Origin of the sequence: Nonomuraea typhae (genome assembly GCF_009760925.1) — a bacterium.
GTDB lineage: Bacteria > Actinomycetota > Actinomycetes > Streptosporangiales > Streptosporangiaceae > Nonomuraea > Nonomuraea typhae.
The window spans coordinates 119079-137176 of record NZ_VRLV01000009.1; the positions used below are offsets into that span (position 1 = coordinate 119079).

General features: G+C 68.2%; 12 protein-coding genes. 10 read left to right on the forward strand and 2 right to left on the reverse strand.

The annotated features are described in order from the left end of the window. Positions 1-26 precede the first annotated feature (26 nt). A complete protein-coding gene (locus tag FVE25_RS31430) occupies positions 27-1211 on the reverse strand; it encodes a cytochrome P450 (protein ID WP_157250741.1) in 1185 nt (394 codons plus the stop codon). 539 nt (positions 1212-1750) lie between these two features. Here FVE25_RS31430 and FVE25_RS31435 point away from each other — a divergent pair. The 10 genes from FVE25_RS31435 (at position 1751) to FVE25_RS31480 (ending at position 17633) form a co-directional block, all read left to right on the forward strand. After that, positions 1751-8992, forward strand: a complete 7242-nt coding sequence (locus tag FVE25_RS31435; protein WP_157250742.1) for a LamG-like jellyroll fold domain-containing protein — start codon at positions 1751-1753, stop codon at positions 8990-8992. 114 nt (positions 8993-9106) lie between these two features. After that, the gene (locus FVE25_RS31440) at positions 9107-9550 is read left to right on the forward strand and encodes a hypothetical protein (protein WP_157250743.1); all 444 of its coding nucleotides are present in this window, start codon (positions 9107-9109) and stop codon (positions 9548-9550) included. A 469-nt stretch (positions 9551-10019) separates the two neighbouring features. After that, positions 10020-10817 carry a fumarylacetoacetate hydrolase family protein gene (locus tag FVE25_RS31445; protein ID WP_281367934.1) on the forward strand — a complete coding sequence of 266 codons (798 nt, stop codon included), beginning with the start codon at positions 10020-10022 and terminating at the stop codon, positions 10815-10817. 83 nt (positions 10818-10900) lie between these two features. Then, positions 10901-12109 (forward strand): enolase C-terminal domain-like protein, encoded by a 1209-nt coding sequence (locus tag FVE25_RS31450; protein WP_246267706.1) that lies wholly within the window; start codon positions 10901-10903, stop codon positions 12107-12109. Beyond that, on the forward strand, positions 12106-12840 hold the full coding sequence (locus FVE25_RS31455; protein WP_246267707.1) for an SDR family NAD(P)-dependent oxidoreductase: 735 nt from the start codon (positions 12106-12108) through the stop codon (positions 12838-12840). Before FVE25_RS31450 ends, FVE25_RS31455 begins: the two co-directional genes overlap by 4 nt. A gap of 108 nt (positions 12841-12948) precedes the next feature. Then, a complete protein-coding gene (locus tag FVE25_RS31460) occupies positions 12949-13968 on the forward strand; it encodes a sugar ABC transporter substrate-binding protein (protein ID WP_157250747.1) in 1020 nt (339 codons plus the stop codon). Beyond that, positions 13968-15440: a sugar ABC transporter ATP-binding protein gene (locus FVE25_RS31465; protein ID WP_157250748.1), complete on the forward strand. Its 1473-nt coding sequence runs from the start codon at positions 13968-13970 to the stop codon at positions 15438-15440. The genes FVE25_RS31460 and FVE25_RS31465 overlap by 1 nt, the downstream gene beginning before the upstream one ends. Before the next feature lie 5 nt (positions 15441-15445). Further along, positions 15446-16426 (forward strand): ABC transporter permease, encoded by a 981-nt coding sequence (locus tag FVE25_RS31470; protein ID WP_157250749.1) that lies wholly within the window; start codon positions 15446-15448, stop codon positions 16424-16426. Then, complete coding sequence (locus FVE25_RS31475) at positions 16426-16731, forward strand: L-rhamnose mutarotase (protein ID WP_157250750.1); 306 nt, start codon at positions 16426-16428, stop codon at positions 16729-16731. The genes FVE25_RS31470 and FVE25_RS31475 overlap by 1 nt, the downstream gene beginning before the upstream one ends. Next, positions 16728-17633: an aldo/keto reductase gene (locus FVE25_RS31480; RefSeq protein WP_219825721.1), complete on the forward strand. Its 906-nt coding sequence runs from the start codon at positions 16728-16730 to the stop codon at positions 17631-17633. The genes FVE25_RS31475 and FVE25_RS31480 overlap by 4 nt, the downstream gene beginning before the upstream one ends. On the opposite strand, the gene FVE25_RS31485 is transcribed toward FVE25_RS31480, so the two are convergent. Then, positions 17616-18053 (reverse strand): GNAT family N-acetyltransferase, encoded by a 438-nt coding sequence (locus FVE25_RS31485; protein WP_219825722.1) that lies wholly within the window; start codon positions 18051-18053, stop codon positions 17616-17618. The two genes, FVE25_RS31480 and FVE25_RS31485, sit on opposite strands and share 18 nt — an antisense overlap. Positions 18054-18098: the final 45 nt, after the last annotated feature.

An 18098-nucleotide genomic window follows, 5' to 3' on the forward strand; every position in this document is an offset into this window, starting at 1 on the left:
TAGTGAGTCAGGCTGTACCGGAGGGGTCAGCCCAGGCGGACGGGCAGTGACTTGATGCCGTTGATGAAGTTCGAGCGCAGCCGTCGCGCCGCCCCCGTCTGCCGTAGCCGCGGAAAGCGTACGGCGAGCTGCTCGAACAGGATGCGAAGCTCGAGTTTGGCCAGATGGTTTCCCAGGCAGAAGTGTGCCCCGCCGCCCCCGAACCCGATGTGCGGATTCGGGTCCCGCCCGATGTCGAACGTATAAGGCTGACTGAACACGGCGGTGTCGCGATTGGCCGAGGAGTAGAACACCACGACCTTGTCGTTCTCCTTGATCTGCCGCCCGGACAAGAGCACGTCGGTGGTGGCGGTGCGGCGGAAAAGGTTCACGGGCGAGACCCAGCGCACGATCTCGTCGGCGGCCGCGTGTGCGAGCTCGGGGTCGGCCACGAGGCGAGCCCACTGGTCGGGGTGGTCGAAGAGCGCGAGCATGCCACCGGAGGCGGCGTTGCGGGTGGTTTCGTTTCCGGCCACGACGAGCAGTAGCACGAACAGGTCGAACTCGTTCTCGTCGAGCGTCTCGCCGTTCTCGTCGGCCTGGATGAGCTTGGTGACGATGTCGTTGCGGGGGGCGGTACGGCGTTGCGCGGCGAGCTGGTTGGCGTACGCGTAGACCTCCATGGCGGCGGCGCCGCCCTCGTCGGGTGAGGCGGCGTAGTCGGGATCCTGGGCGCCGATCATCCGGTTGGACCAGGTGAACAGCTTGTCCCGGTCCTCGACGGGCGCCCCCAGCAGCTCGCAGATCACATAGAGGGGGAGCGGGGCGGCGATCTCGGTGACGAAGTCCACTTCGCCGCTGCACTTGTCGAGGAGGTCGTCGCAGATGCCGCGGATGTGGGGTTCGAGGGCGTTGATGGTGCGAGGGGTGAAACCCCGGTTGACCAGGGAGCGGCGCCGCGTGTGCTCGGGCGGGTCCTGGTTGAGCATCATGAGGCGCTGCATGGCGCGCTGCTCCTCCGAGACCTCGTTGAACAACGCGAGCCGGCGGGAGGAGGAGAACAACTCCGAGTGCCGCGAGACGTGCACGACGTCGTCGTAGCGGGTGACGGCCCAGAACCCGGGCTCGCCGGGGTGCCAATGGACCGGATCGTGCTCGCGTAGCCAGCGCAGCTGCTCGTGCGGCGGTCCTGTGGTCGCGTATCGGTCCTGGTCGACGAGGTCGATGAGCACCCGATCCACTCCTCTGATCTAGCGCTTGGTGAAGCACCGCACTGAAACGTGTTCTACGACGAAACGAACCTCTTCGTCAACCCGTGCCGTAGAACGAGGCGCCTACCGGGCAACCCAATGCCGGCGCCATCCGCGATACTTATGTGTGCTTTATTTCACACGATCGCGAGGTTTGGAATTTGCCGTCTAGATGAAATGTAGACACCTCGGATAACCTCTTGGGCCCCAGATCGGGATGTCACTTTCCGTAGTCGAGGCATGTCATAAGTGGATCTTGTTCGTTGTTTGACGTGCGGTTACGATCTGCCTGTCTTTCCCCTTGCTGACGCGGAGTGTGATGTCGCGTGCTTTGGCGTGCCCTAACCAGAGTCTCTCTCCTTCTCTTATTTCCCGGGCTCGCGCAAATCGCGATATTGCCGGTGACGGCGCAGGCGGCTGCCTCGCAGGCGGCCGGAAACACCTTCATGGGTGAAACGCCAGAACAACAAAGGGGAGAATTCGGCATTCTGCCGCCCTCCGTGCCGGCGTCCGTCACTTCCGTGCGGCCGCGAGGCTCGGGCAAGGCCGGCGCCAACCTGCCGAAGGGGGCCTCAGGCCCCGACACGGCGCAAAGGCGGCAGGGCCTGCGGACGGCCTCAGGCATCAAGAGTTCCGGGACCGCCCGAGCGGAGGCGGCCGAGAGCGCCGCGGCCAGCGCCGTCGACGACATGTGGCCCCTGGACGGAGCCCAGGTCGGGACCGTCACTCCCACCCTCGTGGCCCACGCCTCCGGCGGCCTCGACCCCTACCGGTACACCTTCTCGGTCTGCGAACTGCCCGACGATCTCGACCCCACCGCGCCGGACCCGTGCCAGCCGGACCCGTTCGCCAAGGCCGCCGGGCGCGGCTGGGTGAGCTCCGGTCAACTGGCGGCCGGCGTCAACTCCTGGAAGATCCCGGCGGGAGAGCTGACCTGGGGCAAGTCCTACCGGTGGAGGGTCACGGCCAGCGACGCCACCGGGGTGACGAACGAGTCGCCGATGCGGACGCTGGTGACGGGAGCGCGGCAGCCCACGATCGGCTCGCAGCTCTCACAGGGCGCGGTGGGGCAGGAGTTCCAGGCGCTGATGGGCAACTACACCACGACGGTGGAGGACGTGGCCGTGGCCGCGGCCGGGCCGCCGCTGTCGGTGGTGCGCTCCTACAACAGCCTCGACGCGCGCCGCGACGGTCTGTTCGGCGCCGGATGGTCGACCCGCTTCGACATGAAGGCCGAGCCCGAGGCGAGTGGCGCGCTGCTGATGACCTACCCGGACGGGCGGCGGTACCGGTTCGCGCCCAAGGGGAACGGCAGCTTCCAGGCTCCGCCCGGCATGCACGCCACATTGGGGCAGGTGTCCGGCGGCGGCTGGAAGCTCATGGACAAGACGTCCACCGTCTACCATTTCAACGCCCAGGGCCGGCTGACGAAGATCGTCGACGGGCGCGGCCGTACCCAGGAACTTCAGTACGGCACGGACGGCAAGCTGACCAAGGCGGTGGGCGCCGGCGGACGGTCGCTCACCTTCACCTGGAGCGGCGACCACGTGGCCACGGTGTCCACGGACCCGGTGGACGGTACGCCTCTCACCTGGTCCTACTTCTACAACGGCGACACGCTGGCCCGTGCCTGCAACCCGGGGGCCGCGCCCACCTGCACCGTCTACGGATACACGAGCGGGTCGCAGTACCGGGGGATCGTCGAGGACGACGAGCCGGTCGGCTATTGGCGGCTGGGGGAGTCGGCGGATCAGGGGCCACGGCCCACGCCGCCTGCCGTCGCGGCGGCCGGCGACCCGCTGCCGCAGGCGGAGAGCCGGGGCTGGGGCGCGGGGAACGCCACCTATGACGCCGTCACCCTGCAGCAGCCGGGGGCGCTCGCAGGCTCCACCGACACCGCGGTCACACTGACCGGTACCGCCAAGGTGAAACTGCCGGACAAGGTCATCGCCCGGCTGAACGACCAGGTGTCGGTGGAGCTCTGGTTCAAGACCGCCGGGTCGGGGGTGCTCGCGTACGCCGGGCCGTACGAGCCGATGGGTGGCCGTAACGCCGGCCAGCCGATGCTGTACGTGGGCGCGGACGGGAAGTTGCGCGGTCAGCTGCGTCTCACCGCCGGGACGATCTCCCCGATCACCACTTCTGGCGTGGTTACGGACGGTCAGTGGCACCACGTGGTGCTGACCGGATCCGGGAACACGCAGGATCTCTACCTCGACGGGGCCAAGGTCGGCTCGCTGAACGGCGCCGTCAACCACAATTGGCTGCCGTACGCCGCGCTGGGCAACGGCAGCACGTCCGGCTGGCCGTCCGGATCGACCGGCGCCACACACGGCCTCAACGGCAGCCTGGACGAGGCCGCCGTCTACGACCGGCCGCTGAGCGCCGCCGAGGTCGCCGAACACTACGCCGCCCGCGTGCAGACGCCGCACCTGCTCAACAAGATGACGCTGCCGTCCGGACGGGTCTGGGCGGCCAACACCTACGACGCGGCCGCCGACCGGCTCAAGACCCACACCGACAACAACGGCGGCACGTGGCAACTGGCCAAGCCCACCCCGGTCGACGTCGAAACCGGCCGCTCGACCGTCACGATCACCGACCCGGCCAACGAGAAGATCACTCTCGAGCACGACGCCTGGCGCGGCAACCGCGTGGTCTCCCAGACGGACCAGCTCACGTACAAGACCACCACCGCGTATGACGAAGCGGGTTATCCGCGGCAGGTGGCCGACCCCAACGGGGTGATCACGGACCTGCTCTTCGACAAGCGGGGCAACCTGCTGGCCCGAGCGCGGTGCCAGCCCGCGGTCGAGCCGATCGCGGGCTTCTCGACCAGTCTGATGAAGTGCTACCGGCTGGGCGAAACCGAGCCCGGGGCGGTGTCGCGGGAGTCCTACGACTACTTCGTCAACAAGGACAACGAGTTCGACCCGCGCAACGACCGGCGTACGGTGGCCCGCGACGGGCGTTCGGTGACGACCACGGACAACACGTACGCGACCAAGCACGAGTACAACGCTTTCGGCGAGCAGGTCAAGGAGACCACCCCGGCCACCCTCGACTTCCCGCAGGGCCGTTCGACGAGCGTCGACTACACCGACGGCAGCGAACCCGCGGTCGGCGGCGGCACCACGCCGGCCGGTCTGCCCAAGTCCAGGACCGACGCACGGAACAACGCCTGGACCTATCGGTACACCGCGGCGGGGGATCTGGCCGAGCAGACCTCGCCTGAGGGGCTGGTCACCAAGCTCGAGTACGACGTGGTCGGACGGGTGAAAGCGTCTTCTCAGGTGTCGGCGGCGTTCCCCGGCGGGGTGAAGACGACGTTCACCTATGACGCGGCCGGGCGGGTGGAGACGCGGACCGAACCCGGGGTGAAGAACGAGGTCTCGGGCATCACGCACACCAAGAAGACGACGTTCGCCTATGACGCCGACAGCAACCAGCTCAGCGAGACGATCGCGGACGTGACCGGCGGCGACGTGACCAGATCATCGGTCTACACCTATGACACCCAGGGCCGGGTGGAGACGATCACAGGTCCCGAAGGCGGTGTGGTACGGCAGGCGTGGAACACCCTCGGCCAGCTCGGCCGGGTGACCGACGCCCGCGGGACCGTGATCGAGAACGGCTACAGCAAGCGCGGTGAGCTGACCACGCGCACGCTGAAGGGCTGGACCGGCAGCCCGGTCAACCCGCAGCCGGCCCGCGACGTGCTCCTGGAGTCGTTCTCCTTCGACCCCGGCGGACGCCTCGCCGGCCAGGTCGATGCGATGGGGCGCAAGACCTCGTATCTGTACCTCGGCAGCGACCTGCTGTCGAAGAAGATCGCCGACGACGCGAAGCTGAACGGCTCCACCACTGCGCGAGATGTGGTGCTGGAGGAGTACAGCTACGACGGTGCGGGTAACCGAGTGAAGCTGGTGACCGGTGGCGGTATCGCCACGGCCGAGTTCGTCTTCGACGCGGCGAGTCGTATCACCTCGCAGACCCTCGACCCTGCCGCGCTCAAGCGGAAGACCGCCTTCACCTATGACGCCAACGGCAACGCCCTGAAGGCGACCTCGACCGGTATCGGTGCGCGGGCCGAGGTGAAGGAGTTCGCCTACAACAAGGTGAACCAGGTGACGCGGGAGACGGTGGAGAACGGTGATCAGGATCTGGTCTCCACGCTTACCTATGACGATCGGGGTCTGGTCACGGGGCTGACCGACCCGCGTGGGAATGCGGCGGGTGCTTCGGCGGCGGACTTCACCACCACGATGCGCTATGACGCGCTGGGCCGGCTGGTGGAGGCGGCCGGGCCGCAGGTGGCCGTGGACAAGAACGGTGCCAGCGCGAACGCCAAGCCGACCGCTAAGATCGGCTACGACACCTTCGGCGGTCAGACGCACAAGACCGATGCCGAGGGGCGGACGATCACGTCGGTCTTCGACAAGGCGGGCCGTCTGACCAGCCTTGTTTCGCCCTCGTACACCCCGTCTGGCGGTGCGGCGATCACGCCGACCACGTCGAATGTCTACGACGAGGCTGGTCAGCTGATCAAGACCACGGACCCGCGGGGCAACGCGACGTCGTTCGAGTACGACCAGCTCGGCCGTCAGGTAAGGATCACGGACCCGGCACCCGGTGGCCGTTCGGTGATCGAGTACGACCTGGCCGGGCAGCAGTTGGCGGGCGTGGATGCGACCGGGGCGCGGGCCGAGGCGACCTATGATGATCTGGGCCGGTTGATCACGTCGACGGTGGTGGAGCGTAAGCCGTCGGCCGCGGCCTACACCACCAGGCTGGAGTACAACGACGCCGGGGTGCTGACCAGGCAGATCGCGCCCGGAAACCGCACGACCGGGTTTGTGGTGAATGCGGCCGGTGAGGTCACCACGCAGACCGACCCGGCGTCGAACAAGACGCTGTTTGACTACGATCTGGCCGGACGTGTCGTCAAGACGACCGACGGCGAGGGCAACGCGAGCGTGAGCGAGTACGACCTGGCTGGTCGCCGGGTCGGGGTCAAGGACCTGAACGCCTCCGGCGGGGTGGTGCGCTCGTCCAGCGCCGGCTACGACCTGGCGGGCAACCCGATCTCGGCCACTTCGCCCGAGGGGCATGTGACCCGGCAGACCTACGACGCGCTGAACCGGGTGACCTCGCTGATCGAGCCGGTCTCCGCCGGTGAGTCGATCACCACGTCGTTCGGCTACGACGCCGCCGGCGCCCGGACCCGGTTGACGGACGGCCGCGGCAACGCCACCTGGACCACCTACAACAGCCTCGGCCTGGCCGAAACCGTCACCGAACCCTCCACCGCGGCGCACCCGAACCTGGCCGACCGCACCTGGACCAGCATCTACGACGCCGCTGGCAACCCGGTGGCCTCGCTGCTGCCCGGCGGGGTGCGCATCGATCGCAGCTTCGACCCGCTGGACCGGCTGACGCGTGAGGCGGGCTCGGGCGGCGGCGCAGCCGGCGCTGAGCGCATCCTCGGCTACGACCAGGCCGGCCGGGCCACCGCCATCGGCGACCTGAACGTCGATTACAACGACCGCGGCCTGCCGCTGTCGGTGAAGAAGGGCACCGTCCAGCAGACCGGCTATGCCTACAACGAGCTCGGCGCCCCCAGCCAGCGGACCGATGCCGCCGGCACAGCCGCCTTCACCTGGGACGCCGCCGGTCGGCTGCGCACCGCGCTCGAGCCGGTCACCGGCCGCACCCTGACCTACGACTACGACAAGGCCAATCGCCTGACCTCCATGACCGGCAAGACCAGCGCCGGGGCCGCGAGCGACTCCCAGACCTTCACCTACGACGCCGTCAACCGGCTCGAATCGCAGACGTTGAAGAACGGTACGGGCGCTCAGCTGGCGAAGATCACCTACGGGTGGGACAGGGACGACAACCTCACCACCAAAACCACCGCCGGTACGGCAGGCGCCGGAACCAGCACCTACACCTACGACCACGCCGGCCGGCTGACCTCCTGGACCGCCCCCGGCGGCGCCAAGACCGACTACGGCTGGGACGCCTCCGGCAACCGCACCAAGGCCGGCGACAAGACCTTCACCTACGACGAGCGCAACCGCCTCACCAGCGGGGACGGCGCCACCTACGCCTACACCCCGCGCGGCACCCTGGCCACCGAAACCAAGAACGGCCAGAGCACGAACCTGACTTTCGACGCCTTCGACCGCCTCATCGCCGACGGCGACAGCCTCTACCGCTACGACGCCCTCGACCGCCTCACCACCCGCACCCGCGGCACCGCCCAGCAGAGCTTCTCCTACTCCGGCCTCGGCAACGACCTGGCCGCAGTCAGCGGCGACAAGTACGGCCGTGACCCCTTCGGCGGCCTGCTCGGCCTGCAGGAAGGCACGGCCCCGGCGGCAGGCGCCTTCACCGACCTGCACAGGGACCTGGTCGCCACCTTCACCACCACCGCTCTGGCCACCAGCACCGCCTACGACCCCTTCGGCGCCGTCACCGCCCAGACCGGCGCCAAGATCAGTCTCGGCTACCAGAGCGGATACACCGACCCCGACACCGGCAAGACCAACATGCATGCCCGCTGGTACCAGCCCGGCACCGGCACCTTCACCAGCCGCGACACCGCCACCCTCACCCCGATGCCCTCAGTCCAGGCCAACCGCTACACCTACGCCAACGCCTCACCCCTGACCGGCATCGACCCCACCGGCCACGCCACCGCTTCCACCGGCCTCGAATACGGAGGAGGCGGTGGGTACACCGGCGACGTGTGCGCAATCGGCTCAGGGCTCCAGCGCTGCGGCGTGAGCAGTCCGAGTGGTGGAGGTGAAGGTGTGATCGCCTGCAGCGGACCCGGCCTGGACATATGCGGAGCCGGAGACTTCAGCAGCGCCGCTGAACTCGACCCCAAGTGGTACTACGAGAACTTCGTAGTACCCACACTGCCCAATATCAGTGACGAGGAGGCCAAGCGCGCCGGCGCGATGCCGAACGGCATGCCCGCGCCCCCGGGCTTCTGGGAGATGAACGCGGAGGAGCGCGCCGAGTTCACGGCGTTCGCCTCATGGATGAACTTCCTCAACCCGTCGATCACCGAAGAAAAACTGCTCGGCACGGGGACGGCCCTGGCGAGCAATGCGCCGGGTTCCATGCGGATGAAACCGTCCACGCGGAAAAAGCCGTCCTACTACGAGACCTATAAGAATCTTCTGAAGGACCGGGACAAGATCGCCAGGGCGGCGAGTTATTACAAGGTGGACAAGGTCTATCTCACCGCCGTCCTCATCTACGAGATGAACCGCATCGAGACGGAGCTCTATCGGCGGCACGGGAACATCACCAGCATAGTCACCTTCATGTGGAAGGGCTGGGACGGTTCGTACGGGTTGGCGCAGCTGGAGCCCTACAAGATTCAGCTCGCGCACAAGCATTACTTCAAGAAGGACATCACTGCGAAGCAGGCCCTTCGCATGCTGCGAAAGGATCCCTACGGGTCCGCCGCCATGTACATGCGGTACCTGCGCGATACGGTGCGCGTGCAGAACAAGAACGGCACCTGGCGGCGCATGACGTGGGCTGAGACGGCCGTCGCCTATTGCGGATGTTCCGGTGTAACCCGGAACAAGAGCAACAATACGTGGACGGTTAAGAAGTTCCAGGATTGGATCTATTACGGAACCGACCGGCCGGCTACCTCGGCCGGTGAAGAGGCGCGCAAGCGCATGATCGCCATGCGAAGCGGCTGGGCGATTCAGGCGGCCTACGAGTTCTGGGGCTGATCCCACCATGTACGCTCCCACGGATGACGACGCTCTGGAACAGGACGGCGGAAACTCGTGGCCGTAGATGAACGCCACCGCGCGGTGAAGGGAGTGGGTGCCATCGTCAGGCATATGGCGCTCACTCTCTGCGCGCTGGTCTTGGTCACAGGATGCGGCCTATGGGGCCGGGAAACGGTCAGAGCCGATGCCGGTGCCGTCAGGCAAGTGCTCGACATCGGGCGCGCTATCGCGCAGACCACCGAAGACCCGATTTTCGGCGATGTCATTCAGATCGACGACATTCTGGTCATGGACGTCGGCGCGTCATCCTTCGCAGAAGGAGTAGACATAGCAAGCGGTCGGCTGGCGGAACGCGGATGGTCGCCCGTTTCCAAGGATGCGCGAGGAGCTTTGATGAAGTCGAAGCGCTGGAAGGACACGAGCCTGACCATCCAGCCGTTCAAGACCGGTAACGAATACGGGCTCGAACTGCCCGATAGCGTGGCGGAGAAGGTCAGGCTCACTTCAGGACCAGGAATATACGTGCTCGTGGTAGTGACGCGTGTACGTCCGTAGCCGGAAACCTGGACGGCGTCAAAGTACGGCCACGACCTCTCTACCCGCGCCGGCCGCCGGGCTGGGGATCGTCCCGATGGGCCTGCCCGACGAGCGGCAGGGGCCGGCCTCGGCACTGATTACCTCCGCCGTCTAGATCGGCGCAGAAATCGGCAGCGCACAAGGTAGGAGGTCTATCGGGAGCCCTCTTCTCCCGCCCATCCCGGTTCTGTGCAAGGTCTCCTCCGATGTTTCCAGCGACATCTGTGCCACATGTGCAGGAGATGACGCTAGCTACGCCCGAGTGCAACCGGTTGCACCCCAACCTTCGAAACCCCGAGGTCACGGATCGGATGTCTCCACGGTTCGAGACTTGACACAACCCATCGTCAAGACGAGCATCAAGGGTCGAGACATCCGATGTATGACCTAGGGATGCGGTGTGAAGCTGCTGCGAGTAGGACCCGTTGGCCAGGAGCGGCCGGTGGTGATGGACGCTGCCGGTGACCTGCGCGACATAGGGGAGCCCGAGATCGACGGGGCCTTCTTCGCCTCCGGGGGAGTGGCGCGGGTTCGTGACGCGCTGGATGCTGGCAGGCTGCCCCTGGTCGAGGGCCGGGGGCTGCGGGTCGGGGCGCCGGTTGCCCGGCCGGGCAAGGTCGTGTGCATCGGGCTCAACTACCGCGACCACGCCGTCGAGTCGGGCGCGGCGGTGCCGGAGGAGCCGGTTGTCTTTATGAAGGCGGCCAACACCGTGGTGGGGCCCGAGGACGAGGTGCTGGTGCCGCGGGGGAGCGTCAAGACCGACTGGGAGGTCGAGCTCGCGGTCGTCATCGGCGCTACCGCGCGATACCTGGCCGATCGGGAGGCGGCTCTCGGTGTCATCGCGGGGTATGCGATCTCGAACGACGTCTCCGAGCGGGAGTTCCAGCTCGAGCGCGGCGGTCAGTGGGACAAGGGCAAGTCGTGTGAGACGTTCAATCCGCTCGGGCCCTGGCTGGTTACCGCCGACGAGGTCGGCGATCCGCAGGATCTGACCATGCGGCTCTGGGTCAACGGTGAGCTGCGGCAGGACGGTCACAGCAAGAACATGATCTTCGATGTGGCGGAGATCGTCCGGTATCTGAGCCAGTTCATGGTTTTGGAGCCGGGGGACGTGATCAACACGGGGACCCCTGCCGGCGTGGCGCTCGGGTTGCCCGGCCAGCCGTACCTCAGGGCGGGTGACGTCATGGAGCTGGAGATCCAGGGGCTCGGGCGGCAGCGGCAGACGGTGGGGCAGGCATGACGGCGGCGCCGTACCGGATCGTGGGGATGGAGACCCACGACATTCGGTTCCCGACTTCGCGGGATCTGGATGGTTCTGATGCTATGAATCCGGATCCGGACTACTCCGCGGCGTATGTCGTGCTCAGGACTGACGACGGGCACGAGGGGCACGGGTTCGCGTTCACGATCGGGCGTGGCAACGACGTGCAGACCGCGGCCATCGGCGCGCTCGAGCCGTACGTGATCGGACGGGATGCCGAGGATCTCGGGACGCTCTACAAGGAGATGGTCAACGATTCGCAGTTGCGGTGGCTGGGGCCTGAGAAGGGCGTCATGCACATGGCGATCTCCGCCGTCGTCAACGCGCTGTGGGACCTCAGGGCCAAGAGGTACGGCAAGCCGCTGTGGCTGCTGCTGGCCGAGATGTCACCCGAGGAGATCGTGGACCTGGTGGACTTCAGGTACCTGAGCGACGCCCTCACGCCGGACGACGCGCTGGCCATTCTCCGCGCCGCCGAGCCCGGGCGGCAGGAGCGCGTGGCGCGGCTGCGTGAGCAGGGGTATCCGGCCTACACCACCTCGCCCGGGTGGCTCGGTTATGACGACGACAAGCTCCGGCGCCTCTGCAAGGAGGCTCTGGACCAGGGGTTCAAGCAGATCAAGCTGAAGGTCGGCGCCGATCTTCAGGATGACATCCGCCGCTTCACCACCGCCCGCGAGGTGTGCGGCCCCGACTTCCCCATCGCCATCGACGCCAACCAGCGCTGGGACGTGGCCTCGGCCATCGAGTGGGTGAACGCCCTCCGGCGGTTCAGTCCCCACTGGGTCGAGGAGCCGACCAGCCCGGACGACGTGCTCGGACACGCGGCGATCGCCGCGGGCATCCGCCCGATTCCGGTCGCCACCGGCGAGCACGTGCAGAACCGCATCGTCTTCAAGCAGCTCCTGCAGGCCGGGGCCATCTCCTACCTGCAGCTCGACTCGGCCAGGGTCGGCGGGGTGAACGAGAACATCGCGATCCTGCTGCTGGCGGCCAAGTTCGGGGTGCCGGTCTGCCCGCACGCGGGCGGGGTCGGGCTGTGCGAGCTGGTGCAGCATCTGGCGATGTTCGACTACGTCGCGGTCAGCGGCTCGCTGGAGGGCCGGGTCATCGAGTACGTGGACCACCTGCACGAGCACTTCCTCGACCCGGTCGTGATCGAGAACGGCACCTACGTGGCGCCGTCGCTGCCCGGGTTCAGCGCGCAGATGCGGTCCGAGTCGATCGCCGCCCACGCCTATCCGGGCGGTGACGTGTGGAGGGATCAGTGAGTCTCAAGGCCATCGTCACCGGCGGCGGTTCCGGCATCGGGCTGGCCACCGCGCACGCGCTTGCCGGCAAGGGGATGACTGTCGCCTGTTTGGACGTCAATCCGCCCGGCGAGCCTTTTATCGGCATAAAAGTGGATGTGGTGGATGACGCCCAAGTCCGTGCCGCCGTCACCGAGGCGGCCGAACGGCTCGGCGGCATCGACGTCCTGGTCAACAACGCGGGCATCGGCGCTCAGGGCACCATCGAGGACAACCCGGACGACGAATGGCGGAAGGTCTTCGAGGTCAACGTCTTCGGCATGGTCCGGGTGGCCAGGGCCGCCCTGCCGTACCTCAGAAGGAGCGAGCACGCCGCGATCGTCAACACGTGCTCGATCGCGGCCACCGCCGGCCTGCCCCAGCGCGCGCTCTACAGCGCCACCAAAGGCGCGGTCATGTCGCTCACGCTGGCGATGGCCGCCGACCACGTGCGTGAGGGCATCCGCGTCAACTGCGTCAACCCCGGAACCGCGGACACCCCCTGGGTGGCCCGGCTCCTCGACGCCGCCGGCGACCCCGAGGCCGAGCGTGCCGCGCTCAACGCCAGGCAGCCGATGGGCCGCCTGGTCAGCGCCGAAGAGGTCGCCGCGGCCATCGCCTACCTGGCCGGGCCGGAGTCCAGCGCGACCACGGGCACCGTGCTCGCGGTCGACGGCGGAATGCACGGGCTGAGGTTGCGGCCGACCCGATGACACACCCCTGAAGCGGCCGGCCGCTCACATCCCCTGAAGCGGCCGATCCGCTCACACTCCCTGAAGTGGCCGACCCGCTCACACCCCCTGAAGAAGGACACCTGGCACATGAAGCTCGGACCCGTGGTCGCCTCAGCGGCCCTTCTCGCGATCGTGACGGCCTGCGGATCGACGAACAGCGGCGGCGGCGCGGCCGGTGGGAAGGTCGGCATCGACCACCCCCGGGCCGACTCCGACTTCTGGAACTCCTACATCAAGTACGCCGACCAGATGGCCACCGAGCTCAAGGTCGCCAAGCTGAACCCGACCAACTCCCAGAACGACGTCTCCAAGCTGGTCAGCAACGTTCAGACGCTGATCGGCCAGGGCGCCGGGGCGATCGTCATGGCCCCGCAGGACACCGGCGCCATCGCCACCACGCTCCAGCAACTGGAGAACAAGAAGATCCCGGTCGTCTCGGTGGACACCCGCCCGGACACGGGCAAGGTGTTCATGGTGGTGCGGGCCGACAACCGCGCCTACGGCACCAAGGCGTGCGAGTTCCTGGGCGAGAAGCTGGGGGGCAAGGGCAAGGTCGTGCAGCTCCAGGGCGCGCTGGGCTCGATCAACGGCCGCGACCGCTCCGAGGCGTTCCTGGAGTGCATGAAGAGCAAGTTCCCCGGGATCACGGTCTTCAGCGAGCCGACCGAGTGGGAGGGCAGCAAGGCCGCCTCGATGCTGCAGACGCGTCTGGAGCAGAACCCGGACATCAAGGGTGTCTACCTGCACGCGGGCGGGGTGCATCTGGCGCCGACGCTGCAGGTGCTGAAGACCAAGGGGCTGCTGGTGCCGCCGGCCGATCCCAAGCACGTCTTCGTGGTCTCCAACGACGGCATCCCGCAGGAGTTCGAGGCGATCCGCAAGGGTGACATCGACGCGACGGTCTCGCAGCCGGCCGACCTGTATGCCAAGTACGCGCTCTTCTACGCCAAGGCGGCGATGGACGGCAAGACGTTCAAGCCGGGCCCGACCGACCACGACAGCACGATCATCGAGCTGCCCAACGGCCTGGAGGACCAGCTCCCGGCCCCACTGGTGACCAAGGACAACGTGGACGACCAGAAGCTCTGGGGCAACCAGGTCAAGTAATGAAATTTCACGTCGAAGCCAGAAATATCGTGAAGCGCTTCGGACCCACCACGGCGCTCCACCACGCGGGCATCCAGATCGCCGCGGGTGAGACCCACGCGCTCGTCGGCAGGAACGGCGCGGGCAAGTCCACGCTCGTGTCCATCTTGACCGGCCTCCAGCGCCCCGACGCCGGCGAGGTGACGTTCGCGGGCGAGCGCGCCCCCTCTCTCGCCGATCGCGACGCCTGGCGGCGCCGGGTCGCCTGCGTCTACCAGAAGTCCACGATCATCCCCGCCCTGACGGTCGCCGAGAACCTCTTCCTGAACCGTCAGGGCCGCTTCGTCAAATGGCGTGAGCTGCGCGCCAGGGCCCGCGACCTGCTGACCACCTACGAGGTGGACGTGGACGCCGAGGCGCTGGCCGGCGATCTCGGCGTCGAGCAGCGCCAGCTCGTCGAGATCGCCCGCGCGCTGTCGTTCGGCGCCACGTTCATCATCCTCGACGAGCCCACCGCCCGCCTGGACGGCCCGGCCATCGAGCGCCTGTTCACCCGCATGCGGGCGCTGCGCGAGCAGGGCGTGACGATGTTGTACATCTCCCACCACCTCGACGAGGTCTACGAGATCTGCCAGCGCGTCACCGTCCTCCGCGACGCCCGGCACGTCACGACCAGGCAGGTGTACGGTCTCCCGCACGACGAACTGGTGGCCGCGATGACCGGCGAGGCCACCGCCGCCTACCAGTCCAAGCAGCACGTGACCGGCGAGCGGGTGGTGCTCCAGGCCGGCGGGTTGTCGCTGCGCGGCCGCTACGAGGACGTCAACCTGGCCGTGCGCGAGGGCGAGGTCGTCGGCCTGGCGGGCTCGGCAAGCAGCGGCAAGATCGGCCTGGCCGAGACGCTGGCCGGGCTGCGCAAGGCGGACTCCGGCACGGTCACGGTCAACGGGCGACGCCCGCGGCAGGGTGACGTGCCCGCGTTCATGGCCGCCGGGCTCGGCTTCGTGCCCGAGGACCGGCACCACGAGGGTTTCGTCCCCTTCCTGTCGGTGGGGGAGAACGGCACCATGCCCATCATGCGCAAGCTGGGCAGGTACGGCCTGGTCTCGCCCGGGCGGCGCCGTACCAGAGCCGAGAAGCTGATCACGGAGCTCGACATCAAGACCGACGGGCCCGAGCAGCCGGTCGGGGACCTGTCGGGCGGCAACGCGCAGAAGGTCGTCTTCGCCCGGGCGCTGGTCGACGACCCGTCCGCGCTCGTCGTGATGAACCCGACCGCCGGCGTCGACGTGAAGTCCAAGCAGGCGCTCCTGGGCGCCGTCGAGGACGCGGCCGAGCGTGGCGCCGGGGTGGTGCTGGTCTCCGACGAGCTGGACGACCTGCGCATCTGCGACCGGGTGCTGGTGATGTTCCACGGCCGGGTCGTCAAGGACGTGCCGCGTGGCTGGACCGACCACGAGCTCGTGGCCGTGATGGAAGGCATCCAAGAGTGACCGTCATGACCGCAGGGGCGCCGAAGGTACGGCTGGCCCGCTTCCGCGACCTGACCCTCGTTCCGGTGATCCTGCTCCTGCTCGTCGTGGGCGCGTTCACCGACCCGATCTTCCTGACCGGCGGGAACATCAGCAACATCCTGCAGCAGCAGGCGTCGATCTCGCTGCTGGTGCTGGCCGAGGCGATGATCCTGATCTCCGGGAAGTTCGACCTGTCGCTGGAGTCCACGGTCGGCACCGCGCCGGCGATGGCGGTCATGCTGGCCATCCCCGCGGCGGCGGGCGGCTTCGGGCTGGGCGTGCCCGGCGCGCTGGTGATCCCGCTGGCGATCCTGGCCGGCGCGGTCATCGGCGCGGTCAACGGGTTCCTGATCATCAGGTTCCAGCTGTCGGCGTTCATCGTCACGCTGGCCATGCTGATCATCGTGCACGGCCTGCTGCTGGGGCCGACCGAGGGCAAGACGTTGTTCCAGCTCCCCGAGTCGATCATCTACCTGGGCAGCACGACCTGGGCCGGCCTGCCGGCGTCCGTGTGGATCGCCGGCCTGTTGTTCGCGATCGGCATCGTCACCCTCGGCTACACCCGCGTGGGCCGCTCGTTGTACGCGATCGGGGGCAACGCCGACGCCGCCCGCGCTGCCGGGATCCGGGTGCACCGGGTGCTGTTCGGCGTCTTCGTCACCGGCGGCATGCTGGCCGCGCTCGCCGGGATCCTGGAGACCGGCCGCCTGGGCGCCATCGGCAGCAACATGGGCGTCGGCTGGATCTTCATGGTCTTCGCCGCGGCGGTCATCGGCGGCGTCAGCATGGACGGCGGCAAGGGGACGATCCTGGGCGCGCTCACCGGCGTGCTGGTGATCGGCCTGGTGCAGAACATCCTCACGCTGAGAGGCGTCTCCGGCTTCTGGCAGCCGGTCGTCTACGGCGGCATCATCCTCGTCGCCCTCATGATCAGCCGCGTCGCCGGCGGAAAGGCCCAGGACTGATGGTACGGCTGGCCCTGCGCTCACGGCTCAAGCCCGGCGCCGAGCAGACCTACGACCGGGAGCACGCGAGCATCCCGGCCGAGCTGGAGGCGGCGATGCGTGAGCACGGCGTGCGCTCGTGGCGGATCTGGCGTGACGGCCTGGACCTGTTCCACGTGGTGGAGGTCGAGGACTACGCCGCGTTCCAGGCGGCCATGAAGGACCATCCGGCCGACCTGGCCTGGCAGGCTCGGATGAACCGCCTGCTCGACGGCGACTTCGACAAGGACGCCGGTGGGCTGCGCCTGGTATGGGAGATGACATGAAATTTCCGGACCTGGGGTTCGGTGGGGCGCCGATCGGCAACCTGTTCGCCGCGGTCTCCGACGAGCAGGCCCGCGCCGGCGTGGACGCCGCCTGGGAGGCGGGCGTGCGCCTGTTCGACACCGCGCCGCACTACGGCCTGGGCCTGTCGGAACGCCGCCTCGGCGCCGCCCTGGCCGGTCGCGAGGGCTACGTGCTGTCCACCAAGGTCGGCCGCCGCCTGGTCCCGGCCGCGCCCGCCCCCGACGACGAGGGCTTCGACGTCGTCGCGGCCGAGCGCCGGGTGTGGGACTTCTCGCGCGACGGCGTGCGCCGATCGCTGGAGGAGTCGCTGGTACGGCTGGGCCTGGACAGCGTGGACGTGGCGCTCATCCACGACCCCGACGACCACGTGGAGCAGGCGTTGTCCGAGGCGTACCCGGCCCTGGCCGAGCTGCGCGCCGAGGGCGTGGTCAAGGCCATTGGCCTCGGCATGAACCAGTGGCAGGTTCCGGCCCGCTTCGTCGCCGAGACCGACCTCGACGTGGTCATGCTGGCCGGGCGCTACACCCTGCTCGACCGCTCGGGCCTGCCGCTGCTGGACGCCTGCGCGGCCAGGGGCGTGAAGGTGCTGGCCGCCGGCGTGTTCAACAGCGGCCTGCTGGCCACCGACGAGCCCACCGGCACCTTCGACTACCAGCCGGCCTCCGCCGTACTGCTGGAGCGGGCGCGGGCGATCGCGGCGGCATGCCGGCGGCACGGCGTCACGCTCCCGCAGGCCGCGATGGCCTTCCCCGCCCGGCACCCGGCCGTCGTGACGGTCGTGCTCGGCGCGCGCTCGGCGGAGGAGGTACGGCGCAACGCCGAGCTGTGGGCCAGGCCGGTGCCGGAGGAGTTGTGGGCGGAGCTAGACGAGCTCGTATGAGGTGACCCACAGCCCCGGGATCACCTCGACGTCCTCGACGTGGGTGAACCCGAGGCGTTCGTAGAGCGTGCGCGCGGGCGTGTTGCCGCGGCCGGTGGAGACGACGACCTTGCGCCCGCCGGCCCGCGCCAGCACCTCCTTGACCAGGGTGCGGCCGATGCCCTGGCGCAGCGCGCCCGGGTCCACGACGAGCCGGTTGATGTCGACCAGGCCGGGCGTCTCCTCCCAGGCGATCGCGCCGACCAGGTTCCCGGCGTCGTCGCGGGCGCCCAGCCAGAGCAGAGGCTCGGCTTTCAGCGCGGCCAGATCTTCGTGCAGCGGCGGGATGCGATCGTCGCCGATGATCTGGGCCTCGATGGCGTACGAGGCGTGCTGGAGGTCGAGGAGGCGCTGGTCGGGCGTGATGTCCGTGATGTGCACGCCACTGATTATGGCTTGTGCGAACCTTGGCCCTGCATATGCGCT